Origin of the sequence: Amycolatopsis thermalba, from assembly GCF_023376025.1 — a bacterium.
Taxonomy (GTDB): domain Bacteria; phylum Actinomycetota; class Actinomycetes; order Mycobacteriales; family Pseudonocardiaceae; genus Amycolatopsis_E; species Amycolatopsis_E thermalba.
In genome coordinates this window covers 5,010,310-5,033,786 of record NZ_CP091196.1, presented here as the reverse complement: position 1 = coordinate 5,033,786, position 23,477 = coordinate 5,010,310, and the positions used below count along the sequence as shown (strand labels likewise).

The following is a 23,477-nucleotide window of genomic DNA, read 5'->3' as shown; positions in this document are numbered from 1 at the left end:
CCGCCGTGCCGCCGCCGTGGCGGTGGTGCAGGCTGCGCGGCCGGTGAGCTGGGGTAGGCCCGCCCGCCCCGTGGGCGACGGTTCGCCCGCCCTGCGGGGCGCTGTGCCGCAGTCGGCTCGCTGCGGCCGTCCGCTTCGCAACCCACCCCGCTTCGCGGGTTGCCGCTGCGCGGCCAACCGCTGCGCGGCCAACCGCCGCTTCGCGGGTTGCCGCTGCGCGGCCAACCGCCGCTTCGCGGGTTGCCGCTGCGCGGCCAACCGCCGCTTCGCGGGTTGCCGCTGCGCGGCCAACCGCCGCTTCGCGGGTTGCCGCTGCGCGGCCAACCGCCGCTTCGCGGGTTGCCGCTGCGCGGCCAACCGCCGCTTCGCGGGTTGCCGCTGCGCGGCCAACCGCCGCTTCGCGGGTTGCCGCTGCGCGGCCAACCGCCGCTTCGCGGGTTGCCGCTGCGCGGCCAACCGCCGCTTCGCGGGTTGCCGCTGCGCGGCCAACCGCCGCTTCGCGGGTTGCCGCTGCGCGGCCAACCGCCGCTTCGCGGGTTGCCGCTGCGCGGCCAACCGCCGCTTCGCGGGTTGCCGCTGGGCGGCCAACCGCCGCTTCGCGGGTTGCCGCTGCGTGGCCAACCCCCGCTTCGCGGGGCGCCGCGTCGCGGTCGGTCCGCGCTGCGGTCATCCGCTGCGCAGCCCACCCGCCCGCGGGCCGCGGCTAGCTCGTCAGCAGGACGATGCCGTCATCATCGGAGTAGAGCAGGTCTCCCGGGTGGAACGTCACCCCGCCGAAGCCGACCGGGACGTCCACCGCGCCGTGGCCCGCCTTGCTGCTCTTGCGCGGGTTCGTCCCCAGCGCCTTGATCCCGATCGGCAGCCCGGCCAGCACCGCGCTGTCCCGCACCGCTCCGTTGATCACCAGCCCGGCCCAGCCGTTCTCCACCGCCGACCCCGCGATCAGATCACCGGTCAGCGCGGTGTGCAGCGAACCGCGGCCGTCGACCACCAGCACCGCGTCCTCGCCCGGCGTGGCGAGCAGCTGCTTGACCAGGCCGTTGTCCTGGTGGCACGACACGGTCCGGACCCGCCCGGAGAACACCCGCCGCCCGCCGAACTGGCGGAACTGCGTGTCGCACACCCGGAGCTCGTCGCCGTGCTCGTCGACCAGGTCGGCGGTGGAGAAGGTCACTCGGATCGCCTTTCGTCGTGGTGGGCGTGCCGGATCGAGTCCAGCAGGCCCGGGAAGCGCGCGCTGATCTCGTTCCGGCGCAGCCGCACGAAGCTGCCGTTGCCGGCGTCGCGCTGGTGGATCAGCCCGGCCTGCCGCAGCACCCGCCAGTGGTGGGTACGGGTCGATTTGGCGACCGGCAGCTCGAACGAGGCGCACGCGTGCTCGCCGTCCGGCCGGTCCAGCAGGTCGACGACCACCCCGCGCCGGTGCCGATCGGCCAGGGCCGACAGCACGGTGCCGAGATCGAGGTCCATCGCGTCCCCTTGTCCTAGGTACGAAGGTGATAGTACCTTGCCGGGATGCTGCTGGTCTTCGACATCAACGAAACGCTGCTCGACCTCGCGCCGCTGGACGACGTCCTCGGTGGCACCGAGGCCCGCACACGGTGGTTCGACCTGCTCATCCACACCGCGCTGGTGGTCACCGCGAGCGACCGGTACCAGGACTTCGCGCAGCTGGCCGGAGCCTGTGCGCGCACGATCACGCCCGAGGTGGACGTGCCGAAGCTCGCCGAGACCCTGCGGTCGCTGCCGCCGCACCCGGACGTCGTCCCGGCCCTGGACGAGCTGCGCGACCAGGGGCACCGGCTGGTGGCGCTCGGCAACTCGCCGCAGGCGGTGATCGAGGCGCAGCTGGCGGACCTGGGCTTCGATGCGCTCTACTCGGCCGAAGCGGCCGGCGCGCTCAAGCCGTCACCGGCCGCCTACGCGCTGGTCGAGCACGACGGCGAGCCGCCGGTCATGGTCGCCGCGCACGACTGGGACATCGCCGGCGCCCAGGCCGCCGGGCTGCGCACGGCCTTCGTCACCCGCGACGGCCGCCGCCCGCTCCCGGCCCACCCGAGTCCGGAGTGGACGGTCACCGACCTCGCCGAGTGGGCCCGCTCGCTGCGCACCGCGTGACGGTCACGCCTCGGGCCGTGCACCGGCTTCCGCCGGCGTGATTTACTAGAACACGTTCTAGTCGTCGGAGACGGGAGGCCGCCGTGCGGTGTGGGGTCGTGCTGTTCACCAGTGACCGCGGGATCGCGCCCGCCGACGCGGCGCGGGTGGCGGAGGACGCCGGGTTCGACTCGTTCGCGGTGCCGGAGCACACGCACATCCCGGTCCGCCGGGAGGCGGCGCATCCGGGCACCGGCACCGCCGAGCTGCCCGACGACCGGTACCTGCGCACGCTCGACCCGTGGGTCGCCCTGGCCACGGCGGCCTCGGTGACGCGGCGGATCACCCTGTCGACGGCGGTCGCGCTGCCCGCCGAGCACGACCCGATCACCCTGGCCAAGACGATCGCCTCGCTCGACCACCTGTCCGGCGGCCGGGTCGTGCTCGGGGCGGGGTTCGGGTGGAACGCCGACGAGCTGACCGACCACGGCGTCCCGGCCGGGCAGCGGCGGACGGTGCTGCGCGAGTACCTGGAGGCGATGCGGGCGCTGTGGACCGCCGAGGAGGCGTCGTACGAGGGTGCGCACGTGCGGTTCGGCCCGTCGTGGGCGTGGCCGAAGCCGGTGGGGGACGTGCCGGTGGTGATCGGGGCGGGCGGCACGGAGCGGACGTTCGCGTGGATCGCGCGCTCCGCCGACGGCTGGCTGACCACGCCGCGGGACCACCACCTGGACGACAAGGTGCGCCTGCTGCGCAAGATCTGGCAGGACGCCGGCCGGGAGGGGCAGCCGAGGGTGATCGCGCTCGCCGGACGCCCGGACGAGGAGCTGCTGGCGCACTGGAGGTCGCTCGGGGTGACCGAGGTGCTGTTCGGCCTGCCGGACCGGGACGCCGACGAGGTGGCCGGCTACATCACGAGGCTGGGGGAGCGCCTGCGGCTGGGCTGAGGCCACCCGGCTGGGGCACTGCTCAGCGGCGCGAGCGGTACGCCCGCATCTTGTGCCGCGCCCCGCAGAGGTCCATGCTGCACCACACGCTGTTCCCGGCCGGGGAGCGGTCGTAGAACAGCCAGCGGCACTCCGGCGCCCGGCACGGCTTCAGCCGCCGCGCCTGGCCCGTCACCTCGGCGCGGAACAGCACCTCCAGCAGCCGCGCGATCAGGCCGTCCACACCCTCGCCCGCCGCGGCCAGCGCGGGGCCCGGCCAGCGGGGACCGGCCACCGCCGACGCCGCGAACTCGTTCAGCGCGGCCGACACGTCCACCCCGTCCAGGTGGTCGCGCAGCGTCTCGCGGAAGCGCACCAGCCGCTCCAGCCCGCGCGTGTCCAGGGGGAACGAGCCCAGTTCGTGCTCGGCCAGCCAGCTCGCGGCCGGCTCGGGCGCGCGGAAGTGGTCCTCGTCGTAGAGGAACCGCGCCGAGTTGCCGAACACCTCGAGCGGCCGCAGCTCCTCCGGCGCGGCGGGGCGCGAGTGGGACATGGCCGCAGGTTACGCCACCGGCGCGGCGACGCGGCTAACGTGACCGCATGGCCAACGAAGACGAGGCACGCGACTGGAACGGCGACATCGGCCGCTACTGGGCCGACCACGCCGAGCACTACGACGCCATGCTGGCCCGGCTCACGCCGCACCTGCTCGGCGCGGCCCGCATCGAGCCGGGGGAGCGGGTCCTCGACATCGGCTGCGGCTGCGGCACCACCACGCTGCTGGCCGCCGAGCAGGGCGCGACGGTGCTGGGCGCGGACCTGTCCGGCCCGATGCTCGCCGTGGCCCGGGAGCGCGCCGCCGGTCTCGACGGGGTGCGGTTCGAGCAGGCCGACGTGCAGGTCCACGACTTCGGCGCGGGCACCTTCGACCTCGCGCTCAGCCGGTTCGGCGTGATGTTCTTCGACAACCCGCTCGCCGCCTTCACCAACGTCACCCGCATGCTGCGGCCCGGCGGCCGGCTGGCGTTCCTGTGCTGGCAGGACCTGCGGGAGAACGAGCACCGGGCGCTGACGCTGGACGCCATCGCCCCGTACGTCGACACCAGCGACGCCGCCCCGCCCGGCCCCGGCCCGTTCTCCTTCGCCCAGCCGGATTACCTGCGCGAACTGCTGAACGGCGCGGGACTGACCGGCATCGCGGTGGACGCCGTCCGGGAACCCGTCCGGATCGGCGCCGACGCGCGTGAGGCGGCCGGCTTCCTGAGCCGCGGCGCGATGGTGAAGGCGATCTTCGAGCGCTATCCGGCGGAAACCGTCGAGCGGGCGGTCGCCGCGCTCACCGAAGCACTCCAGCCGCACCAGACCCCCGACGGGGTGATGCTGGGCGCGGCCACCTGGCTCGTCACCGCCCGCAAGCCGTAGTCCGCCGGATCCACAGTGGAGGAGTGGGATTCGTCTCGCGCGGCGGGAAACCGGTTGCCGCTGCGGTAAATTGACCCGACGTGCCCGCTGACCCGATCCTCACCCTCGGCCCGTGGCAGCTGGTTTTCCTCGTGGTGGCCGGGGTCGGCGCGGGCCTGACCGGGTCGATCGCCGGGCTCGCGTCGCTGGTGTCGTACCCGGCGCTGCTGGCGATCGGGATGCCGCCGGTCGCCGCGAACGTGACCAACACCGTGGCGCTGATGGGCAACACGGTCGGGTCCGCGGCCGGTTCCCGGCCCGAGCTGCGGGGCCAGCGGACGCGGTTGCTGCGGCTGTGCGCGATCACCGCGGTCGGCGGCGCGGCGGGCAGCGCCCTGCTGCTGCTCACGCCCGAGGGCACGTTCGCCTACATCGTCCCGTTCCTCATCGGCGGCGCGTCGGTGCTGCTGCTGTTCTCCCCGCGGCTGGCCGAGCGCGCCGGCCGCGGCGACGGCGGGCTCACCGCGGGCACCGCGACGGGCGCGTTCCTGGTCGCGATCTACGGCGGGTACTTCGGCGCCGCGGCCGGCGTGATCATGCTGGCCCTGCTGTCCGCGGCGTGGACCCAGCCGCTGGCGCGCACGAACGCGGCGAAGAACATCGTGACCGGCGCGGCGAACCTGGTGGCCGCCCTGGTGTTCGCGTTCACCGGCCCGGTGCTCTGGCCCGCGGCGGCGGCCCTGTGCGTCGGCCTGATCGCCGGTTCCTTCGTGGGCCCGGCGGTGGTGCGGCGGCTGCCGCCGGCCCCGCTGCGCGTCGCGATCGCCCTCGCGGGCATCGGCCTGGCCGTGACCCTGGCCTGGCAGGCCTGGTAGCGTGGGCGCGCCAGTCGTGCCCGCCAAGGGCCAGGGAATCCGGTGCGAATCCGGAACTGACGCGCAGCGGTGAGCGGCGACGGGCGGGACAACGGCCACTGGACCACGCGGTCCGGGAAGGCGTTCCGCCCGGACGACCCCGAGTCCGAAGACCTGCTGGCACCCCGCCAGGGGAGACCGCCGGACCGGGCTCCGCGCATGAGCCCTCGACGCAAGGGGCCGCTGTGCGCCGATCGATCACCGTTCCGCTGCTCGCCGCCGTGCTCGTGCTGACCGGGTGCGCGAGCGCCACCTCCGGGGCCACCGCCGCCGTGGTGATCGACAACTGCGGGCACCAGGTCCGCGTGTCGCAACCACCGCAGCGGGCCGTCGCGCTCAACCAGGGCGCGGCGGAAATCATGCTGTCCCTCGGCCTCGCCGACCGCATGGCCGGCACCGCGACCTGGACCGACCCCGTCCTGCCGCACCTGGCCGCCGCCAACGCGAAAGTGCCCCGGCTGGCCGAGAACTACCCGTCGTTCGAAAGCGTGCTGGCCGCCGAACCGGACTTCGTCGCCGCCTCGTTCGGCGCCACCCTCGCCAAGGGCGGGGTCGCCACCCGTGAGCAGTTCGAGCAGCTCGGCGTGCCCGCCTATGTGTCGCCCACCGAGTGCGCCAAGGACACCAGCGGCGGCGGCGACGGCGCCCGCACCGAGACGCTGACCATGGACGCGGTCTACACCGAGATCCGGGACCTCGCGCGGATCTTCGGCGTCGAGGACCGCGGCGAACAGCTGATCGGCAGCCTGCGGGACCGGATGCGCGCCGCGGCGGGCACCGACGCGTCGAAGGCGCGGCTGATGTTCTGGTTCGCCAACTCCGAAGCCCCCTACCTCGCCGGCTGCTGCGGCGCGCCCGGCATCATCGCGACCACCGTGCGCGCGCACAACGTCTTCGACGACACCCGCGACGAGTGGCCCCAGATCAACTGGGAGACCGTGGCCGAACGGAACCCGGACGTGATCGTGCTCGGCGACCTGACCCGCCGTTCGCAGACCGCCGAGTCCGCCGCGGCCAAGATCGCGTTCCTGGAATCGCACCCGGTGACGAGAGACCTGGCCGCGGTGCGGAACAAACGCTACGTGCTGCTGTCCGGGCAGGCGATGAACCCGACGCTGCGCACCGTCGACGGCACCGAGCAGGTCGCCGCGGCGCTGCGCGGGTTCGGGCTGGCCGGGTGAGGCGCACCGCCCGCGCCGCGCCGCTGTGCGCCGGTGGACTCGCGCTGCTCGTGGTGTCGCTGGCCGTCGCGGTGACGATCGGCCCGGCCGGGATCGGCGTCGGCGACGTCTACGCCACCGTGCTGGCCCACCTCGGTCTCGGCGACCCGGTGCTGACCCCGGTCCGCGACGGCATCGTCTGGCACCTGCGGATCCCGCGTGCCCTGCTCGCCGCCGTGTGCGGCGCGGGCCTGGCGGTGTGCGGCGCGGTCATGCAGTCGCTGCTGCGCAACCCGCTGGCCGACCCGTTCGTGCTCGGGGTGTCCTCGGGCGCGTCGACCGGCGCGGTGCTGGTGGTGGTGCTCGGCGTCGGCGGGGGCGTGGTGTCGCTGTCCGCGGGCGCGTTCGCCGGCGCGGTGCTGTCGTTCGGGCTCGTGCTGCTGCTCAGCCAGACGCTGGGTGGCACGACCGAACGCGTGGTGCTGTCCGGGGTCGCCGCGATGCAGCTGTTCTCCGCGCTGACCTCGTTCGTCGTGCTGACGGCCGGGGACGCGGAGACCACGCGGGGCGTGCTGTTCTGGCTGCTCGGGTCGTTCAGCAGCGCGTCCTGGTCCGAGGCCGGCGTGTGCGCCGGTGTGCTGGCCGTCGCGCTGGTCGTGTGTTTCGGTCACGCCCGCACGCTCGACGTGCTCGCCTACGGCCAGGACCTCGCCGCGGCGCTGGGCGTTTCGCTGGCCCGGACCCGGATCGTGCTGCTGTGCGTCACCGCGTTGCTGACCGCCGCGCTGGTGAGCGCCTGCGGGGCGGTCGGGTTCGTCGGGCTGGTCCTGCCGCACGCCGCACGCGCGCTGGTCGGCCCGGGCCACGGCCGCCTGCTGCCGGTGACCGCCGTGGCCGGGGCGGTGTTCCTGGTGTGGGTGGACACGCTGGCCCGCACGGTGCTCGATCCGCGGGAGGTGCCGGTCGGCGTGGTCACGTCGATCATCGGCGTGCCCGCGTTCGTCGCGGTCCTCTACCGCAGCCGTCCACTCAGGACGAACCGCTAGCGGATCGCGTCGCGGCCGGCGTCGGTGAGCTTCGCGGGGATGCGGGCACCCGTGCCGGGGACCCGGCGGACCAGGCCGGCGTGGATCAGCAGCCGCGCGCCGAACTGGTCGCAGCAGGACAGACCGTCGACGTACACGTGCGGCTCGCTGCTCGCGGTCAGTTCCACGCGGCCGTCGGCAACCGCTTTCAGGAACTCGACGTCGCGGTGGCTGAGGGTGGACGCGGTCATCGCTGGCACCTTTCCGAGAACGGTGTGGTGCGCCACAGAATAGGGGATCGTTGAACAATCGAGCAACCGGGTTGACGGATCGTTCAACAATCGCTAGCGTCGTGGGGCATGCGAGCCAGCTCACAGGAAACCCGGCAGGCCCTCTGCCACGCCGAACTCGACGACATCTCGTGGATCCCCGGAAATTGCTGAAGACCCGCCAGTAACACGCCCTGCTTTCGCCTCGATTCACTGGTAAGGCCCGCGCGGAGGGTGGGCGCGACACCTCCGGCACCGCCGTCTTGCCCGGCGCTCGAACTCCCCCTCGGAGCGTTGTGGCAGGCGAGTGGCCCCCGAGTGCGGACTCCCAACTGCCCCGCGCTCGGGGGCCCTATTCGTACACCACGTACACCGGCTTCGGGTTGAGCGCGAGCACCTGCTCGGGTGTCATCAGCGCCTGCCCGTTGCGGGTGTCCTCCTGGTAGAAGAGCTTGAACCCGGTGTTGACGTGCGGCGGGCGGCGTTTCATCACCAGGTCCCAGGTCGCCTTCTTCGCCTCGGGGCTGCCGATGCCGTCCACCACGTTGATCACGGCGACGCCGTGGTGCCGCTTCAGCCCGGCGATGTCGCGCACGACCGACACCGCCACCTGGTGGTACACCATGATCTTCTCCGGCAGCCGGTGCCGTGCCACCAGCGAGGCGAGGTAGGCGGCCACCCCGTCCAGCTCTTCGCCCGTGGTGACGCCGAACTCCTCACCGGGCACGACACCGGGTTCCACGGCCCACTCCGGGTCCAGCGCGACACCGACGTCCGGCTCGACCAGCCAGTGCTCGAACGCCTTCACCTCGGGCAGGAAGTCCGCGCGGCCGGGCTGGATGTCGAGCAGCAGCTGACCGCCCAGCGCCCGCGCCGCGTCCAGGTACCGCCGGATCGTGCTGTCGTTCGCCCGGCTGCGGAACATGCCGTCCGGCCCGGGTGTCGGGTTCACCGTGGTGGCGATCAGCTCGACCACCGGGACCACCGGCCGGTCCTTCGGGTACGTGGCGATCAGCTCGCGCAGCTGCGCCGAAGCCGCCTGCAGGTCACCGGTCATCCGGCCCAGCGCCGGGCTGCCCGGCGCGCCGCAGTAGCCGACCAGCAGGTGGTCGTCGACCACGCTGTGCGTGGCGACCTGCGCCGGGAACCCGCGCAACCCGGCGGCCGGGGCGTCCAGCCGGTTGTGCGGCCCGGAAAGCGTTGGCACGGAAAAGAAATTTCCACCACTGCTGCAGGCCGCGCTCGCCGCGCCCGCCAGAGCCGCGGTGAGGAACGCCCGCCTGCCGACCTTGCTGCCCGCCATGACCAGGGGGTGCCCTGGTCTCGACCACTTACACGCCGCAGCGGGAAAATCACTCCCCGCGAGACGTCTTCGTTACCCTCACCCGGGCAGCAGTTCGGTCACCAGCTGGGTGAGCTGACGCAGGTTGCGGCACTCGTGCATCGGCACCACGCGGGCGTACTGCAGCGCGGCGGAATCGCCCGTGCCCCAGGCGGATCGCGCTTCCGGGTTGAGCCAGTGGACGTGCTTGGCGCGGTCGGCGATCCGGCGCACCGCGTCCAGGTTGGGGTCGCCGCCGTTGGTGCGGCCGTCGCCGAGGATGAGCACCGACGTGCGCGGGCCGACCGCGTCCGGCCACCCGTCGGCGAAGCTCGCCAGCGACCCGCCGTAGTCGCTGCTCATGCCCCAGCGGGTGAGCTTCGCCTGCGTCAGGATGCGCCGCGCGAGCCCCTCCGGATCGGCCGCGCCCGCGGTGACCAGGCCGGTGATCTCGTCGGTCAGCTCGACGAACGCGAACGTGCGGATCTTGCTGAACTGGTCGGACAGCGCCTGCACCAGCAGCAGCGTGAACTGCGCGAACCCGGCCACCGAGCCGGACATGTCGCACAGCAGCACCAGTTCGGGCCGTCCGGGAGGGCGGTCGCGCATCGCCGGGCGCATCGGCACCCCGCCGGTGGCCAGCGACCGGCGCAGCGTGCGCCGCAGGTCGATCTGCCCGCGCCGGGCGCGCCGACGGCGGGTCGCCAGCCGGGTGGCGAGCTTGCGGGACAGCGGCTGGATCGTGCGGCGCAGCTCGGCCAGCTGGGCGCGGGTGGCGTTGGTGAAGCTGACCAGGTCGGTCTGCGGCGGCACCGCGTACTGGGCGATCCGGTCGCGTCCGCGCAGCTCGGCGGTGCGGCGGCGGGCTTCGGCCTGCACGGCTTCCCGGTAGGTGGCGATGCGGGACTGCGCCTCACTGCGGGCCACGGCGTCGCCGAACGCGCTGCCGTCGGTGCGGATCGCGGCGAGCACCCGGTTGAGCAGCGCGTCCGGCCGGACCCGGTCCAGCGCCTGGTAGGCCGACCACCCGCGCATCCCGGTCGCCCCGCCGCCCCCGGAACCGCCCTCGCCGAACGAGCCGTAGCGGCCGAACGCCTCGACCGCGGCCGCGGCCAGCGCCCGCAGGCGGTCCTCGTCGCCCTCGGCGAGCGCGGCGACCAGGGCCTCCCGCAGGTCGGCGGCGTCCGGTGGCGCGTCCCCGGCCGTCTCGGCGGCGCCGACCGCGACCGGGAAGTACAGGTCGAACAGCGCGTCGAAGGTGGCCCGCTGGCCGGAGCGGCGCAGCACGGTCGCGGCCAGCGCGGCCCGCAGCTGCTCGCGGTCGGTCAGCCCGAGCACGTCCACGGCCGCGGCCGCGTCGACCGTCTCGCCGGGGCCGACCGGGATGCCGTGCTCGCGCAGCGAGCCGACGAACTCGACCAGCCGTCGCGGCAGCGCCGGGGAGGTCATGACAGCAGCGAGTCGAGCCGCAGCTCGGCCGCGGCCTTCCGGTGGTCGCTCTGGTACTTGAGGATGACGCCGAGGCTGGTCTCGACCACCTGCTCGTCGAGCGTGTCGGCGCCCAGCGCGAGCAGCGTGCGGGCCCAGTCCACGGTCTCGGCGATCGAGGGCGCCTTGCGCAGCTCCATCGTGCGCAGCGCGGCGACCACGCGCACCACCGAGTCGGCCAGGCGCGCGTCCAGGCCCGGGACCTTGAGGGTGACGATGTCGCGTTCCAGCTCCGGCGACGGGAAGTCCAGGTGCAGGAACAGGCAGCGCCGCTTGAGCGCCTCCGACAGCTCACGCGTCGCGTTCGAGGTGAGCAGCACGAACGGGCGGCGCCGCGCGGTGATCGTGCCCAGCTCCGGCACGGTCACCTGGAAGTCGCCGAGGACCTCCAGCAGCAGGCCCTCCATCTCCACGTCGGCCTTGTCCGTCTCGTCGATCAGCAGCACCGTCGGGTCCGGGTTGCGGATCGCCTTGAGCAGCGGGCGGGGGAGCAGGAACTCCTCGCTGAACACCTCGTCGCGGGCCTGTTCCCAGCCCTCGTCGCGGCCGGCGGTGATGCGCAGCAGCTGCTTGGCGTGGTTCCACTCGTACAGCGCGCGGGCCTCGTCGATGCCCTCGTAGCACTGCAGCCGCACCAGCTCGCTGCCCGTGGCCTGCGCCAGTGCGCGGGCCAGCTCGGTCTTGCCCACCCCGGCCGGGCCCTCGACCAGCAGCGGCTTGCCGAGGCGGTCGGCGAGGAAGACGGTGGTGGCCACGGCGGTGGAGGCCAGGTAGCCCGCCCCGGCCAGGCGCTCGACGACCTCGTCAACCGAGCCGAACAACGGCTCCTGCATCGGCCCCTCCCTAGGTTGGTGCGCAACCTGCCCATTCTGGGCCCTCGGCGGGCGGTGGTGCGGGAGTCGTGCCCAATCTCACCACGCTACTCGCCGGCGTACCGGGTGACGGCCGCCAGCGCCGCGCGCAACCCGGCCACCTCCCCGGTCACCGAGAGCGGATCGGCGGGCCCGCGCCCCCACAGCCACAGGTACACGTCCTCCGGCGCCCCGGTCACCCGCCCGTCGGCGGTGTCCGCGGCGTCCGGCCGCACGTCCGGAACACCGGTCCCGGACGGCATCCGCACCGTCCACACGCGACCGGCGCACCGCACCTCGAACACCTCGCCCGCGGCGGCCACGGACACCGTCTCCTCGGGGGCGGGCCGGTTGCCCTCCGCCAGCCACACGGTCAGCACCTCGTCCACCCCGTCGGCGGCCAGCTCCGGATCGACCACCGGCGGCAGGCCGAGCGCCTGCTCCAGGTCGACCCGGTGCACGGTGAACTCGTGCGCCATCCGGCGGCGCCAGAACCCGTAGGTGCGGTCGGCGGGGAACCAGGTCTGGCACGGGAAGCTCGGCGGCCGGCTGGCGAGGCTGCGGAACAGCCCGTCGGCCGCGGCGCGGAACCAGCCGAGCGCGTCCTGCCCGGCCGGCGGTTCGCGTTCCCACTCCAGCGGCAGGATCTGGCTGTCCACCCAATCGGTGACGCGGTGCGCGACGCCGCCCAGGTGGCGGATCAGCGTGCCGGCCGTCCACCCGGGACACGCGGGCACGGGCAGGTCCGGATCGGCCGGCGCGGCGAGGACCCCGATCCCGTGGATCTCGGCGCGCAGCGTGTCGAGGAGGAACGGTTGATCGGGTTTCGTCATGACCCGGCCGAACATACCGGCTCGATGATCGTCACGGCAGCCGGACCGGCTCCGAAGTGGACATCCGGCCTGCTTCTGTCACAAGGGCTTTTCGCCCAGCCGCAGCCGCACCTGGATCGTGGTGCCGTCCGGCGCGCGGTGGGTGCGGACCAGATCGGCCAGGTCGTTGACGAGCAGCAGGCCCCGCCCGGACAGCTGGCCGCGCCGGGGCGGACGCCGCCCGGCGAGCAGGTCGGCCAGCCGCCCGCCGTCGGTGGCCGAGCAGACCAGTTCGCCGCCCTCGCGCCACAGGCTCAGCTCGCACGGAGTGCCCGCGTGCAGCAGGCTGTTGGTCGCCAGTTCGGTGAGGATCAGCTTGAGGTCCTCGGTGCGGTCCTCGTCCAGCCCCTGCTCCCGCGCGTGCGCCGCGAAGGTCCGTCGCGCGGTGGACAGCTCGTCCGGCACCTCGACGCGGAACGTCACCGCGTCCGCGGCCGGTTTCAGCTCATCGTTGTACCGGGCGACGAGGTCTTCCCACGCGTAGGTGTCGCTGTCGCGCTGCACGCCACGTTCGGTCACCAGCGGATGGGTCACGCGCGCGTCCGCGATCGCGACCGGGTCGAGCGCGTTCGTGTCGTACGGGCACACGATCGTGACGTCCCGGCCCTCGAACGCCGGGTTGATCAACGCCTCGTGCTGGGCGCACGCCGGGTACTCGACCGCGGAGCGCCACGCCCAGATGGGCTCGCCGATGATGCGCACGCGGGCGGCGTCGGGGTGGCGGTCGGCGAAGTCCCGCAGCACGTGCGGGATGATCCGGCCCGGGTTGCGGCCCGCCACACCCATGTCGAGCAGGTGCACGCGGCTCGCGTCCTCGCCGAGCGCGTCGCGCAGCAGCGACAGGTTCGGTTCCGGCACGGCGGCCGCCACCGGATGTCCGGCCGCCAAGCCCTCGGTCAGGAACGGCACCAGCCCGGCCACGTACTCGTCCGGGGAGTCGTAGAAGAGGGCCTCGTGCACGAAACCGGTGGTCATCGTGGCGCCTCCACGCGGAGGTCCGCGAGATCGAGGACCGCCACGACGGTCGCCGGCCCGGGGCGGGGGGCGCGCAGGACGACCTCGGCCGCGTGCCGCCTGCCGTGTTCGGCCAGCGTCAGCAGGTTGCGGTGGTCGATGAAGTCCAGGGTCGTGGCGTCGAGCACGAGCCGCCCGCGGACGGGACGGGGGTCGGCGTGCCGCAGCGCGCGGGGGAACACCTCGGCCGACGCGAGGTCGAGTTCGCCGCCCAGGCTCGCGCAGCAGCCGCCGCGCGCCGAGGCGTGCAGCCGGAACCCCGCGCGGTTCTCGTTGGCGCTGGGGTGCAGGGCGGACAGCAGCGCCAGGGTGTGGCGGTCCAGCTGTCTGCGGTCGTAGCCGCACAACGCGGAGAACGGGTGCAGCGCGGAGTATCCGTCGGTGAGGTGCTCGAACCGCGCCAGCGAATTCAGCCGGGTGGGTGGCCGCAGGAGCCCGGTGACATCGGCCGCCACCCGCAGGCCGCGGTAGCCGTCGGCCACCGCCGCCTCGGTGGCCTGGGCGTAGAGCCGCAGCCGCACGTGCGGGTCGCCGAGCTCGCCGAGGTCGTCGAGCGACACCACCCGCAGATCACCGCGGCGCCGCGCCTCGTCGCCGTCGACGATGCCGTCGAGGTCCTCGGCCAGGCGCGACACCGGCCCGGTCCCGGCGTAGCCGACCCGGTACCCCAGGGCCAGGCCCTCGGCCAGGAACTCGCGCACCCGGGACCGGAACTCGGCCGGGTCCTCGTAGCCCCAGCACAGGTGGTCGTGGCAGCCGAGGCCGCGCGCGTCCACCACGATTCCGGACCGTCTCATCGGTCCGGAGAGTACTCCGCCGCGCCGCCCGGGACAGAAGTCGTCGCCTCCGGGTTCGGTGGTGCGGGCGTCGGCGGGTCGACTACGCTGGGTTGGACGCGGTTCAGAGCGCAGCCGCACCATGCGTTGCCGAAGGGCAGGGCTGTCGCCGAAGGGTAGGCGAGCGCGTCATGTCTCGGGTTCCGCGCGTTCCGGAGGAACCGGCCGGACTCACCACGCCCACACCGCTGCGGGTTTCGGCCCGGTGGCCGGGCGGCGACGTCGCCGTGCTGACGGTCGAGGGCGAACTCGACCTGGCCACCGCGGACCGGCTGGAGACGGCCTTCCGGCGGCTCGTCGCGCGCCGCCCGCGAGTGGTCGTCGTCGACCTGAGCGGGGTCGCCTTCCTCGGTTCGTCCGGGCTGGCGGCCATCGCCTCCGCGCTCACCGCGGGTGTCGAGCTGCGGATCGTCGCACCGGGCTCGCTGGGCCGGATCTTCGCGCTCACCGCGCTGGACAAGGTGCTCGACGTGTACGACAGCGTCGAGGAGGCGCTCGCCGCGGCCTGACTCGGCCGCCCGCGTTCACCGGCGCAGCGTTCACCGGCGCAGGGCGGCCTCGATGCCGGTGAGCAGGCATTCCAGCCCGAACTCGAAGCGGGTGGCGGGGTCGGTGTCGTCGGCCTCCAGCACCCGCCGGGTGAAGTGCGGGTACCGGCCGGACTCGATGACCTGCCGGACGTAGGCGCCCACCCAGTCGCGCCACTCGTTCTCGGTCATGCCGGTGCGGCGCTGGGCCTCCAGTTCGGCCAGCTCGGCGGACACCGCGCCCAGCACGTGGGTGTTGATCGTGTCCACCACCATCGTCGCGAGCGTCGGGTCGCCGGTCACGCGGGAGACGATGCCGAGCTGGTGGTCGGCGTGCGCGATCACGTGCGGCCCGAGCGCCGGGTGGCGGGTGATCTGCTGGGCGAGCCAGGGGTGCAGCAGCAGCAGGGCGCGCTGGCGGCGGGCGAGCTGGGCCAGCTCCGCGCGCCAGTCGTCGGTGGGTTCCGGGAGCGGTTGCTCGCCGATGATCGTGTCGACCATCAGCTCGAACAGCTCGTCCTTGCTCGCCACGTGCCGGTAGAGCGAGGTGGTGCCGGAGTCCATTTCCGCGGCGAGGCGCCGCATGGACAGCGCGTCCAGCCCTTCGGCGTCGGCGATCGCGATGGCCGTCCGGACGATCTTCTCCTCGGTGACGACCGGGCGCGTCTTCGCGGTCCGGTCGCGCATCCAGACCATCGTCGGCGGGTTCTTCGCGCGCGGCATGGGCACAGCGTACTTCTCGGGTACAGTGTGCCCATATCGGGAACGCTGTTCCCGGAAGAGAGGAGAAGGCTCGTGTCGGATGTGGTGATCGCCGGTGGCGGCTCGGTCGGGCTGGCTGCCGCGGTGTTCCTGGGGCACCACGGGGTGCGTGCGCACGTGGTGGAGCGGCGGGCGGGGCTGTCGGAGCACCCGCGGGCACTCGGCCTCAGCCCGCGCACGCTGGAGTTCTTCCGCGAGGCCGGGCTGGGGCCGGCGCTCGAGGCCGTCGCGGTCCGGTCGACCGCGATGTGGAAGGCGGACGCGCGCACGGTGGCGGAGATCGACCCGGCGGACGCGCCGCGGCACCCGTTGCCGGCGCTGTCGGAGGTCTCGCCGGAGACGCCCCGCGGGCACTACCCGCAGGACCGGCTCGATGCCGCGCTGCTGCCCGCCGCGCGGGAGCGGGGTGCGACGGTGGAGTTCGGTGTGGCCGTCACCGGGGTCGAGCAGGACGCGGACGGGGTGTCGGTGACGCTGTCGGACGGGCGGATCCTGCGGACGCGGTACCTGGTGGGCGCGGACGGGGTGAACACGGCCGTGCGCCCGGCGCTGGGCATCGGCACGACGGGGCCCGGCGAGGTGGGGGAGCCGGTGCTGAACATCCTGTTCGAGGCCGATTTGACCGGGTTCTTCGGCACGATGCCGACGATGGTGGAGATCCGGCACCCGGACGTGCGGGGGATGCTGCTCAGCGTCGGCGAGCGGCGGTGGGTGCTGCACTCGGGCGCGCCCGGGACGCCGGAGGAGCTGATCCGCACCGCGCTGGGCGCGGAGGTGCCGGTGACGGTGATCGCGGCGAAGTGGTGGCGGCCGACGCTGCGGATGGCGGAGGCGTTCCGCGCCGGGCGGGCGTTCCTGGTGGGGGACGCGGCGCGGGCCGTCTCGCCGCTGGGGGCGTTCGGGCTGAACACGGGCGTGGCCGACGCGCACAACCTGGCGTGGAAACTGGCGATGGTGCTGTCCGGACAGGCCGGCGACCGGCTGCTGGACACCTACGACGACGAGCGGCACGCGGTGGCGGAGCTGGTGACCCGGCAGGCGGTGCTGCGGTGGGAGAACCCGCGGCTGCACTGGGATCCGGCCGCGGCGGCGGAGCGGGCGGCGGCAGGGGCGTGGAACGCGCCGATGGTGACGATGGGCTACCGCTACGACTCGGCCGCGGTGATCGACGCGGTGCCCGAGCCACCGTCCACAGAGGATGTGGCGGCGGCGCTGGACGGCGCGCCGGGATCACGCCTGCCGCACCGGTGGGTGTCGCCCGGGGTGTCCAGTGTGGACCTGGTGCGCTCCCGGTTCACGGTGTTCGCGGGCACCCCGGACTGGGCGGAGGCGACGGACAAGGCCGCCGCGCGCCTGGGAGTTTCGCTGGGTGCCGCGGTGGTGCCGGACCCGGCGTGGCTTTCGGCTGTCGGCATCGCGGGCGGCGGGGCGCTGCTGGTCCGCCCGGACGGTTTCGTCGCCTGGCGCACACCGATGCCCGTGCCGGAGGCGGACGCGGTGCTGGAGTCGGCGGTGGCGCGGGTGCTGGCCCGCTGACCGGCCGGTTCGGCGGGCGGCGATCGCGTCGCCGGGGGCGCACGGTGGTCCTGAGAGAGACCGATGCCGATGCGGCCGCTAGCCGACGCCGATGCGGGAGGCGAGTACTGCGTCCACCGGGTAAGGGCGTTCGGTTGTCGTCGACGTAGCGGCTCGCGGCCTCACCCGCCACACCGATCTGGATGGCGCAACCGGCCACCAGCCCGGTGCGAATGCAGTGGCATCCGGACAGGAACCCGCACCTGCCCATCGGCGATCTCCGGCGAGTAGGCCTGGTACACGACGATCGTGTCGTCGTCGTACCGGGCGCGGATTTCGTTGCTCATGTGGGTGATCTTCGGGCATCGGCGCAAGCGGTCTTGCGTGCGAGACTGGGGCATGCTCTTCGACCGCGCGGCGATCGAGGGACTCGCGGAGGGCCGCGTCACGGTGGCCTTCCGCAGGTGGGACGCGCCCCGCGTGCGGCCCGGCTCGCGGATGCGCACCGCGGCCGGGGTGGTCGAGGTGACCTCGGTGGACGAGGTCACCACGGTGACCGACGAGGACGCCCGGGCCGCCGGCTACCCGTCCGCGGCGGAGCTGCCCGACCGCGGCTCGGGGCGGCTGTTCCGGATCGGGCTGCGCGTGGCGGGCCCGGACCCGCGCGTGGCCCTCCGCGCGGCGGCCGATCTGACCGACGACGACCGGGCCGCGATCGGCGCCGCGCTGTGGCGGATGGACCGGGTGGCGGACGTACCGTGGACGGGCGCGTTCCTGAGGCTGATCGCCGCGAACGAGGCCGTACGGGCGGTCGACCTGGCAGCGCGGGTCGGCCTGGCGCGGGACGTGTTCAAGCGCCGCGTCCGGCGCCTCAAGGAGCTGGGGCTGACGGAGAGCCTGGAGGTGGGCTACCGCCTCTCCCCGCGAGGCCGGGCATTCCTGGACGGCGGCGAGCCCCGGTGACCGAACCGCCGGAGCGGTTCAGGCCAGGGACGTGAGCACCGCCGCGGCGAGGGCGCTTCGCTCCAGCATGCCGGTCACGCTGATGTGCTCGTGGCGCGCGTGGGCCCCGTCGCCGATGGCGCCGAAACCGTCGAGCACCGGGACGCCCAGGGCGGCCACGAAATTGCCGTCGCTGGCGCCGCCCACCGCGCACTCCCGCAGCGTCACCCCCATCTCCGCGGCCAGGTCCCGCGCCCGCGCGAACAACGCCGCGATCCCGGCCGACCGCTCCATCACCGGCCGGTTCCAGCCACCCTCCACGGTCACCGTCGCGCGTGGGTCCGCCGCCGTCAGCCCCGCCAGCGCGGCCTCGATCCGCGCCGCCTCCGCCGCGCTCGACACCCGCACGTCGACCTCGCCCCAGGCCGCGCCCGCGATCACGTTCCCGCGCGAACCGCCCCCGATCACACCGACGTTCACCGTCGTCCCGGCCGCCAGGCCGGTCAGACCGTGCAACGCCAGCACCACCCGGGCGATCTCGTCCACCGCGCTCGCGCCCTTGCCCGGGTCGAGCCCGGCGTGCGCCTCCACGCCCGTGGCGGATATCCGATATATGCCCACGCCCTTGCGTGCCGTCTTCAGCGCGCCGTCGGCCGCCGCCTCGAACACCAGCGCCGCCTGCGCCCCGGCCGCCGCCGCCTCGATCACCGGCCGTGACACCGGGCTGCCGATCTCCTCGTCGCCGTTGAGCACCAGCCGCACCGGCGGCCGCGGCAACCCCGCCGCCTCCAGTGCCCGCAGCGCCCACACCACCTGCACCAGCCCGGCCTTCATGTCGAACACCCCCGGACCGGTCGCCCGGTCACCGTCCACAGTGAACGGCCACCCGGCCAGCGTCCCCGGCGGCCACACCGTGTCGTAGTGGCACAGCACCAGCACCGGCTCCACACCGGACCCGGCGTAGTCGTACACCCGGACGTCGCCGAACTGGCCGCCCCCGGTCACCCGCACCGACGCCGGCTCGCCCAGCCGCGCCCGCAGCCACCCGTCCAGCCAGGACAGGCCGCCCTCCAGCAGCGGCCGGTCGGTGCTCGGCGTCTCCAGGCCGACGTACCGGCCCAGGTCGCCGACCATCGCCGCGCGGTGTGCCCGCACCCACTCGTGCAACGCCCGGACCTCGGTCACGGCATCCGCTCCAGTTCCCTCAGGTGATCTTCCGACCTCAGCCTGAGTCCGGTCGCCGCGTCCCGCAAGAGGGCGAGCACCGCCGGCAGCAGCGGCACCCGCGCGATCCGAAGATCGGTGGACAGTCCCCAGGTCGCGTGGTAGGACAACCGCACCGGGCCTCGTGCGGAGGGGAGGGCGACGGCATGTCCGGAAGCACCTCCGCCGACGGTCTGCTCACCATCCGCCGGGAGACCCGCGGCGCGGCCGTCGTCGTGCACGTCGCCGGTGAGGTGGACTTCAGCTCGCTGGCGCACCTCCAGGACGAGCTCAACACCGCGGTGACCGTCGCGTCCCCGCCCGCGCCCGTCGTGCTCGACCTGCAGGAGGTCGGGTTCTTCGGCTGGTGCGGGCTGACGCTGCTGGTCAACTCCGACGATCGGTGCACCCGCAACCACACGCCGCTGCGGGTGGTCGCGGCGAGCGGGACCGTGCTGCAGCCGCTGAAGCTCGCCGGTCTGGACCGGGTGCTGCCGGTGTACGCGAGCGTGTCCGAGGCGCTGGCCCCGTCCACGTCGCCGGCGTGAGGGCGCTTCCACCTAGCGGACGCGGACCACTACTGTGTGCTCACCCACCCGCTCGCGAGAAGGTGTTGTGATGGCTTCTTCGCCCAGCCAGGTGCCCGTCGGCGTCGACCCGACCCGGCCCAGCATCGCCCGCGTCTACGACGGTTTCCTCGGCGGCAAGGACCACTACGAGGTCGACCGCGCGGTGATGCGCAAGATCAACGAGGCGGTCCCCGAGGCGGTCGACATCGCCCGCGGCAACCGCGGCTTCCTCAACCGCGCCTGCCGTTTCCTGGCCGGCCAGACCGAGCTGACCCAGTACCTCGACTGCGGTTCCGGTCTGCCGACGGCGGAGAACACGCACCAGATCGTGCAGCGCGCCAACCCGGAGACGACGGTCGTCTACGTCGACAACGACCCGGTGGTCCTCGCGCACGGCCGCGCGCTGCTCGTGGAGAACGACTTCGTGCACATGACGGAGGCGGACATCTTCCAGCCGTCCGAGGTCCTCGGCGACGAGGTGGTCCGGCGGCACCTCGACTTCAGCGAGCCGCTCGTGCTGCTGCACGTCGGCACGATGCACCACTACGAGGGCGACGGCGCGGCCGCCATCATGCGCGCCTACATCGACGCGCTGCCCTCGGGCTCCTACGTCGTGTTCTCGCACTTCTTCGACCCCGAGGTGCCGGAGCTGACCGAGGTGGCGAAGCGGATCGAGAACATCCTCGTCAACGGCCCGATGGGCGCCGGCCGGTTCCGCACGCGCGCGGAGATCCTCGCGATGCTGGACGGCCTGGAACTGATCAAGCCGAACGCGCTGTCCGAGCCGGGCCTGTCCGTCTGCGACGAGTGGTGGCCGGACGGCCCGCGGCTGGCGCCGTTGAGCCTGGCCGCGCGGTGCATCGCCGGCGCGGTGGGTCGCAAGCCGTAGGGGACGCGGAGTCTTCCGCGTCCCCGTCCAGCGGTCCGCGCGGTGCGGAAGGCGCGCGAGCGGGGCGCGGACGTGCCGGGATGTGGCCCGGGGCCGGCGCTGTCGACTGGGACCGGTCGGTGCACCGCGAGCCGTAGTGGACCCGGCCGCGGTCGCGTGCAGCTTTCGCGACCGGAGCCTGCTGAGGAAGGATCGATGAGCCGGGCGCACCCGGGTGTTGCCGCCCGCGGCTGTTGCGCTTCGCCCCGGTGGGTCGCAAGCCGGAGGAATTTGTCACGCGCGTGCGTGTCACCGGCGCAAGAACCGGCGGCCCGGTGAGTTTCCCACCATCGTCTCTTCCCGGCGCCCGGGGCGGCTGGGCACGATGACCGCATGGGCTCCGATGACCAGGTGGTCCTGCGTGGTCGCGATCGTGAGCTGACCGTCCTGCGCCGCGCGCTCGCCGACGCCCGGGACGGCCGCGGCGGCGGTCTCGTCGTGCTCGGTGAGCCGGGGTCGGGCCGGACCGCGCTGCTCGCGGCGGCGCGGGCCGAAGCCGACGGGTTCGCCATCCGCTCGGCCCGGGGCGTGGCCGCCGAACGGCACCTCCGCCACAGCGGCCTGCTCCAGCTGCTGCCGGAACCGGCCGATCTCCCCGCGGACCCGCTCGCGCTCGGCCGCGCCGTCCACGCGGCACTGGCCGCCGCGGCGCCGCTGTTGTGCCTGGTCGACGACGCCGACCTGCTCGACCCCGGATCGCGCGACGCGCTGGCGTTCGCGGCCCGGCGGCTGTCCGGCAGCGGGGTGCTCGTGCTGTTCGCGGCCGGGTCGCCGCTCGACGGGATGCCCGGGCTGTGGCTCGAACCGCTGGGTGCGGAGGCCAGCGCCCAGGTGCTCGCCGACCACGGCGTCGCCGAACCCGCCCCCGACCTGCTCGACCTGGCCTCCGGCAACCCGCTCGCCCTCACCGAGCTGGCCGCCGCGTCGCGGATCCCGCCGCAGAGCCGACTGCGCCGCGCGGTGCGGGACCGGCTCGCCGCGCTCGGCCCCGGCGCCCGGGAGATCGCCCTGATGGCCGCGCTCGACGACTGGCTCGACGTGGACACCCTGGTGCGCGCCACCGAACGGTCCGGAGTGGACTTGCGCGCGCTGGAGGAGGCCCGCGAAGCCGGGTTCGTGCGGCTGGACGGCGACCACGTCCTCGCCACCAGCCCGCTGCTGCAGGCGCTGGTCCGCGAGGATGCGCCGCTGGCCGACCGGCGCGCCACGCACACCCTGCTGCTGTCCGTCCTGGACCCGCGGCGGCACCGGCTGCGCTGCACCTGGCACCGGGCCGCGCTCGCCGGGAGCGCGGATCCGAAGCTGGCCGGTGAGCTGCTGGAGTCGGCGTCGGAGTTCTGGCTGGCCGGGCGGCCCCGGCGGGCGCGGGCGCTGCTGCGGCAGGCCCGCCCGCTGGCGCGGGACACGTCCCTGCGCGGCGTCGCCGACCTGCTGCAGGGCAGCCTGGAAATGCGCGAGGGCATGCCGGCGGTCGCCAGCCAGACGCTGCTCGTCGCGGCGAACCAGCTCGCCGGGTCCCAGCGCGACCACGCGCTCACCGCGCTGATGCTCGCCGGCGAGGCGAGCTGCGTGGCGGGGGATTACGTGCGGTACTACGCGATCGCCGACCGGGCGCAGCAGCTGCGCCGCCCCGACGACTCCCCGCGCACCCGGCTGATCCTGGACCACTTCGCCGGCATGAGCGACGCCTTCCGCGGGCGGCACGACCGCGCGGCCGCGCCCCTGCGCCGGGTCGTCGGGCTCGGCGGGGTGCTCGACGAGCCGGTGGCGAAGATCTGGGCGAGCCAGGCCGCCTACACGCTCGGCGACGCCGCCCGCGCCCACGAACTGGCCGTCGGCGCGGTGACCGCGGCCGGCAGCCGCGGCACGACGGCCGTCGTCCCGTGGGCCCTGGTGTACGTGGCGGTGTCCGAGCTGCTGCTCGACCGGCACTCGGCGGCGCTGTCCAGCGCGCTGGAGGGGCTGCGCATGGCCCGCACCATCGGCCAGCCGAACTCGGCGGTCGACCACCTGACGATCCTCGCCCTGGAGGCGTCCCTGCGCGGCGACCGGGACACCGCGCAGGCCAGGCTGGACGCGGCCGCGCACGAGGTCGCCACCCGCGGCCTCGGCCGGCCCGGCGCGCTGAGCACGTGGGCGTCGGCGTGCGTCGACCTCGCCGAGGACCGGCCGGAGGACGCGCTGGACCGGTTCCGGCTGATGGCGGCCGGCACCGGGCGGGTGCACCCGGGCATCCGGGCGATGGCGACCCCGCACTTCGTCGAGGCCGCGGCACGCTGCGGGCAGCACGTCAAGGCCGCCAAGGCCCTGGCCCCGTACGAGGACTGGGCCCGCAGCACCGGCTGCGACGTGCGGATGGCGCTGTCGCACCGCTGCCGCGCGCTGCTCGGCGAGCCGGACGCCGACGAGCACTTCGAGACCGCGATCGAGCTGCACCGCGCCAGCCAGACCGCGCTGGAGCTGGCCAAGACCGAGCTGTTCTACGCGCACCGGCTGCGCCGCAACCGCAAGGCCCGCGCCGCGCGCGAGCTGCTGCGGGACGCGCTGAAGATCTTCCAGCGCTACGACGCGGCGCGCTGGGCCGAGCGCACCACGGCCGAGCTGCGGGCGGCGGGGGAGTCGGTGCCCGGGTGCGCCAAGCCGGGCGGGCTGACGCCGCAGCAGATGCAGATCGCGCGGCTGGTCGCCGAGGGCGCGACGAACCGGGAGATCGCGGCCCAGCTGGTCATCAGCCACCGCACGGTCGACCACCACCTGCGCAACATCTTCGCGCGGCTGGGCATCCGGTCCCGCGTCGAGCTGGCCGCCCGCTACCGGTGACTGGCGATTTCACCGATGCGCGTGGTTGCGGGCTTTT

At 74.2% G+C, this 23,477-nt stretch carries 25 protein-coding genes and 1 riboswitch; of the genes, 12 read left to right on the top strand and 13 right to left on the bottom strand.

The annotated features are described in order from the left end of the window. Positions 1-703 precede the first annotated feature (703 nt). Together rraA and L1857_RS24420 are read right to left on the bottom strand one after the other, a co-directional pair. On the bottom strand, positions 704-1,174 hold the full coding sequence (rraA, locus tag L1857_RS24425) for a ribonuclease E activity regulator RraA (RefSeq protein ID WP_094008471.1): 471 nt from the start codon (positions 1,172-1,174) through the stop codon (positions 704-706). Further along, positions 1,171-1,470: an ArsR/SmtB family transcription factor gene (locus tag L1857_RS24420; RefSeq protein ID WP_116112013.1), complete on the bottom strand. Its 300-nt coding sequence runs from the start codon at positions 1,468-1,470 to the stop codon at positions 1,171-1,173. The genes rraA and L1857_RS24420 overlap by 4 nt, the downstream gene beginning before the upstream one ends. 45 nt (positions 1,471-1,515) lie before the next feature. Here L1857_RS24420 and L1857_RS24415 point away from each other — a divergent pair, with 45 nt between their 5' ends. Both L1857_RS24415 and L1857_RS24410 read left to right on the top strand, forming a co-directional pair. Next, entirely contained in the window at positions 1,516-2,118 is a 603-nt protein-coding gene (locus tag L1857_RS24415) for an HAD family hydrolase (protein WP_094008473.1), read from the top strand. Positions 2,119-2,201: 83 nt separating this feature from the next. Further along, a complete protein-coding gene (locus tag L1857_RS24410) occupies positions 2,202-3,044 on the top strand; it encodes an LLM class F420-dependent oxidoreductase (protein ID WP_116112007.1) in 843 nt (280 codons plus the stop codon). Between the two features lie 22 nt (positions 3,045-3,066). Here the strand turns inward: L1857_RS24410 and L1857_RS24405 are convergent, their stop codons facing one another. Continuing rightward, a complete protein-coding gene (locus tag L1857_RS24405; protein WP_116112005.1) occupies positions 3,067-3,576 on the bottom strand; it encodes a CGNR zinc finger domain-containing protein in 510 nt (169 codons plus the stop codon). 47 nt (positions 3,577-3,623) lie between these two features. Between L1857_RS24405 and L1857_RS24400 the strand changes: the two genes are divergently transcribed. From L1857_RS24400 to L1857_RS24385, 4 genes are all read left to right on the top strand, one after another. Next, complete coding sequence (locus L1857_RS24400) at positions 3,624-4,445, top strand: class I SAM-dependent methyltransferase (protein WP_249466401.1); 822 nt, start codon at positions 3,624-3,626, stop codon at positions 4,443-4,445. An 80-nt stretch (positions 4,446-4,525) separates the two neighbouring features. Next, positions 4,526-5,299: a sulfite exporter TauE/SafE family protein gene (locus L1857_RS24395; protein ID WP_094008476.1), complete on the top strand. Its 774-nt coding sequence runs from the start codon at positions 4,526-4,528 to the stop codon at positions 5,297-5,299. Further along, positions 5,294-5,474: riboswitch (cobalamin riboswitch) on the top strand. (Overlaps the previous gene by 6 nt.) 49 nt (positions 5,475-5,523) lie before the next feature. Further along, the gene (locus L1857_RS24390) at positions 5,524-6,519 is read left to right on the top strand and encodes an ABC transporter substrate-binding protein (protein ID WP_249466397.1); all 996 of its coding nucleotides are present in this window, start codon (positions 5,524-5,526) and stop codon (positions 6,517-6,519) included. Next, the gene (locus tag L1857_RS24385; protein ID WP_116111997.1) at positions 6,516-7,544 is read left to right on the top strand and encodes a FecCD family ABC transporter permease; all 1,029 of its coding nucleotides are present in this window, start codon (positions 6,516-6,518) and stop codon (positions 7,542-7,544) included. The genes L1857_RS24390 and L1857_RS24385 overlap by 4 nt, the downstream gene beginning before the upstream one ends. Here the strand turns inward: L1857_RS24385 and L1857_RS24380 are convergent. The 7 genes from L1857_RS24380 to L1857_RS24350 all read right to left on the bottom strand — a co-directional run bounded on the left by L1857_RS24380 (position 7,541) and on the right by L1857_RS24350 (position 14,135). Further along, positions 7,541-7,774 (bottom strand): hypothetical protein, encoded by a 234-nt coding sequence (locus tag L1857_RS24380; RefSeq protein WP_027935461.1) that lies wholly within the window; start codon positions 7,772-7,774, stop codon positions 7,541-7,543. The two genes, L1857_RS24385 and L1857_RS24380, sit on opposite strands and share 4 nt — an antisense overlap. Positions 7,775-8,144: 370 nt before the next feature. Beyond that, positions 8,145-8,999 (bottom strand): hypothetical protein, encoded by an 855-nt coding sequence (locus L1857_RS24375; RefSeq protein WP_240323308.1) that lies wholly within the window; start codon positions 8,997-8,999, stop codon positions 8,145-8,147. 174 nt (positions 9,000-9,173) lie between these two features. Beyond that, positions 9,174-10,562 (bottom strand): vWA domain-containing protein, encoded by a 1,389-nt coding sequence (locus L1857_RS24370; RefSeq protein ID WP_249466393.1) that lies wholly within the window; start codon positions 10,560-10,562, stop codon positions 9,174-9,176. Further along, positions 10,559-11,434, bottom strand: a complete 876-nt coding sequence (locus tag L1857_RS24365; protein ID WP_094008481.1) for an AAA family ATPase — start codon at positions 11,432-11,434, stop codon at positions 10,559-10,561. Before L1857_RS24365 ends, L1857_RS24370 begins: the two co-directional genes overlap by 4 nt. Positions 11,435-11,520: 86 nt before the next feature. Beyond that, the gene (locus L1857_RS24360; RefSeq protein ID WP_116112063.1) at positions 11,521-12,285 is read right to left on the bottom strand and encodes a maleylpyruvate isomerase family mycothiol-dependent enzyme; all 765 of its coding nucleotides are present in this window, start codon (positions 12,283-12,285) and stop codon (positions 11,521-11,523) included. Positions 12,286-12,363: 78 nt separating this feature from the next. Further along, on the bottom strand, positions 12,364-13,299 hold the full coding sequence (locus L1857_RS24355) for a sensor histidine kinase (RefSeq protein WP_116111990.1): 936 nt from the start codon (positions 13,297-13,299) through the stop codon (positions 12,364-12,366). Beyond that, the gene (locus L1857_RS24350; RefSeq protein ID WP_240323307.1) at positions 13,296-14,135 is read right to left on the bottom strand and encodes an MEDS domain-containing protein; all 840 of its coding nucleotides are present in this window, start codon (positions 14,133-14,135) and stop codon (positions 13,296-13,298) included. Before L1857_RS24350 ends, L1857_RS24355 begins: the two co-directional genes overlap by 4 nt. A gap of 170 nt (positions 14,136-14,305) precedes the next feature. Here L1857_RS24350 and L1857_RS24345 point away from each other — a divergent pair, with 170 nt between their 5' ends. Then, a complete protein-coding gene (locus tag L1857_RS24345) occupies positions 14,306-14,683 on the top strand; it encodes an STAS domain-containing protein (protein WP_116111986.1) in 378 nt (125 codons plus the stop codon). Positions 14,684-14,713: 30 nt separating this feature from the next. Here the strand turns inward: L1857_RS24345 and L1857_RS24340 are convergent, their stop codons facing one another. Further along, positions 14,714-15,424 (bottom strand): TetR/AcrR family transcriptional regulator, encoded by a 711-nt coding sequence (locus L1857_RS24340; protein ID WP_116111983.1) that lies wholly within the window; start codon positions 15,422-15,424, stop codon positions 14,714-14,716. Positions 15,425-15,496: 72 nt separating this feature from the next. Here L1857_RS24340 and L1857_RS24335 point away from each other — a divergent pair, with 72 nt between their 5' ends. Beyond that, on the top strand, positions 15,497-16,999 hold the full coding sequence (locus tag L1857_RS24335) for an FAD-dependent monooxygenase (RefSeq protein WP_116111981.1): 1,503 nt from the start codon (positions 15,497-15,499) through the stop codon (positions 16,997-16,999). 161 nt (positions 17,000-17,160) lie between these two features. Here L1857_RS24335 and L1857_RS24330 read toward each other — a convergent pair whose 3' ends face one another. After that, complete coding sequence (locus L1857_RS24330; protein WP_240323306.1) at positions 17,161-17,325, bottom strand: DUF4291 family protein; 165 nt, start codon at positions 17,323-17,325, stop codon at positions 17,161-17,163. Between the two features lie 37 nt (positions 17,326-17,362). Here L1857_RS24330 and L1857_RS24325 point away from each other — a divergent pair, with 37 nt between their 5' ends. Next, the gene (locus L1857_RS24325) at positions 17,363-17,941 is read left to right on the top strand and encodes a hypothetical protein (RefSeq protein WP_346731880.1); all 579 of its coding nucleotides are present in this window, start codon (positions 17,363-17,365) and stop codon (positions 17,939-17,941) included. Between the two features lie 18 nt (positions 17,942-17,959). Here the strand turns inward: L1857_RS24325 and L1857_RS24320 are convergent, their stop codons facing one another. Beyond that, positions 17,960-19,105, bottom strand: a complete 1,146-nt coding sequence (locus L1857_RS24320) for a M20 family metallopeptidase (protein WP_249466391.1) — start codon at positions 19,103-19,105, stop codon at positions 17,960-17,962. Between the two features lie 185 nt (positions 19,106-19,290). On the opposite strand from L1857_RS24320, the gene L1857_RS24315 reads away from it, so the two are divergent. From L1857_RS24315 to L1857_RS24305, 3 genes are all read left to right on the top strand, one after another. Continuing rightward, complete coding sequence (locus L1857_RS24315; RefSeq protein ID WP_116111977.1) at positions 19,291-19,671, top strand: STAS domain-containing protein; 381 nt, start codon at positions 19,291-19,293, stop codon at positions 19,669-19,671. A 70-nt stretch (positions 19,672-19,741) separates the two neighbouring features. Next, positions 19,742-20,581, top strand: a complete 840-nt coding sequence (locus L1857_RS24310) for an SAM-dependent methyltransferase (RefSeq protein WP_116111975.1) — start codon at positions 19,742-19,744, stop codon at positions 20,579-20,581. A gap of 372 nt (positions 20,582-20,953) precedes the next feature. After that, a complete protein-coding gene (locus L1857_RS24305; RefSeq protein WP_249466388.1) occupies positions 20,954-23,440 on the top strand; it encodes a helix-turn-helix domain-containing protein in 2,487 nt (828 codons plus the stop codon). The last annotated feature ends 37 nt before the right edge of the window (positions 23,441-23,477 follow it).

Coding starts and splice junctions, on each gene's coding strand:
- L1857_RS24370 (WP_249466393.1), bottom strand. CDS start 10,562: ATGACCTCCCCGGCGCTGCCGCGACGGCTGGTCGAGTTCGTCGGCTCG.
- L1857_RS24340 (WP_116111983.1), bottom strand. CDS start 15,424: ATGCCGCGCGCGAAGAACCCGCCGACGATGGTCTGGATGCGCGACCGG.
- L1857_RS24330 (WP_240323306.1), bottom strand. CDS start 17,325: ATGAGCAACGAAATCCGCGCCCGGTACGACGACGACACGATCGTCGTG.
- L1857_RS24350 (WP_240323307.1), bottom strand. CDS start 14,135: ATGAGACGGTCCGGAATCGTGGTGGACGCGCGCGGCCTCGGCTGCCAC.
- L1857_RS24415 (WP_094008473.1), top strand. CDS start 1,516: ATGCTGCTGGTCTTCGACATCAACGAAACGCTGCTCGACCTCGCGCCG.
- L1857_RS24405 (WP_116112005.1), bottom strand. CDS start 3,576: ATGTCCCACTCGCGCCCCGCCGCGCCGGAGGAGCTGCGGCCGCTCGAG.
- L1857_RS24365 (WP_094008481.1), bottom strand. CDS start 11,434: ATGCAGGAGCCGTTGTTCGGCTCGGTTGACGAGGTCGTCGAGCGCCTG.
- L1857_RS24360 (WP_116112063.1), bottom strand. CDS start 12,285: ATGACGAAACCCGATCAACCGTTCCTCCTCGACACGCTGCGCGCCGAG.
- L1857_RS24315 (WP_116111977.1), top strand. CDS start 19,291: ATGTCCGGAAGCACCTCCGCCGACGGTCTGCTCACCATCCGCCGGGAG.
- L1857_RS24345 (WP_116111986.1), top strand. CDS start 14,306: ATGTCTCGGGTTCCGCGCGTTCCGGAGGAACCGGCCGGACTCACCACG.
- L1857_RS24400 (WP_249466401.1), top strand. CDS start 3,624: ATGGCCAACGAAGACGAGGCACGCGACTGGAACGGCGACATCGGCCGC.
- L1857_RS24420 (WP_116112013.1), bottom strand. CDS start 1,470: ATGGACCTCGATCTCGGCACCGTGCTGTCGGCCCTGGCCGATCGGCAC.
- L1857_RS24355 (WP_116111990.1), bottom strand. CDS start 13,299: ATGACCACCGGTTTCGTGCACGAGGCCCTCTTCTACGACTCCCCGGAC.
- L1857_RS24380 (WP_027935461.1), bottom strand. CDS start 7,774: ATGACCGCGTCCACCCTCAGCCACCGCGACGTCGAGTTCCTGAAAGCG.
- L1857_RS24305 (WP_249466388.1), top strand. CDS start 20,954: ATGGGCTCCGATGACCAGGTGGTCCTGCGTGGTCGCGATCGTGAGCTG.
- L1857_RS24310 (WP_116111975.1), top strand. CDS start 19,742: ATGGCTTCTTCGCCCAGCCAGGTGCCCGTCGGCGTCGACCCGACCCGG.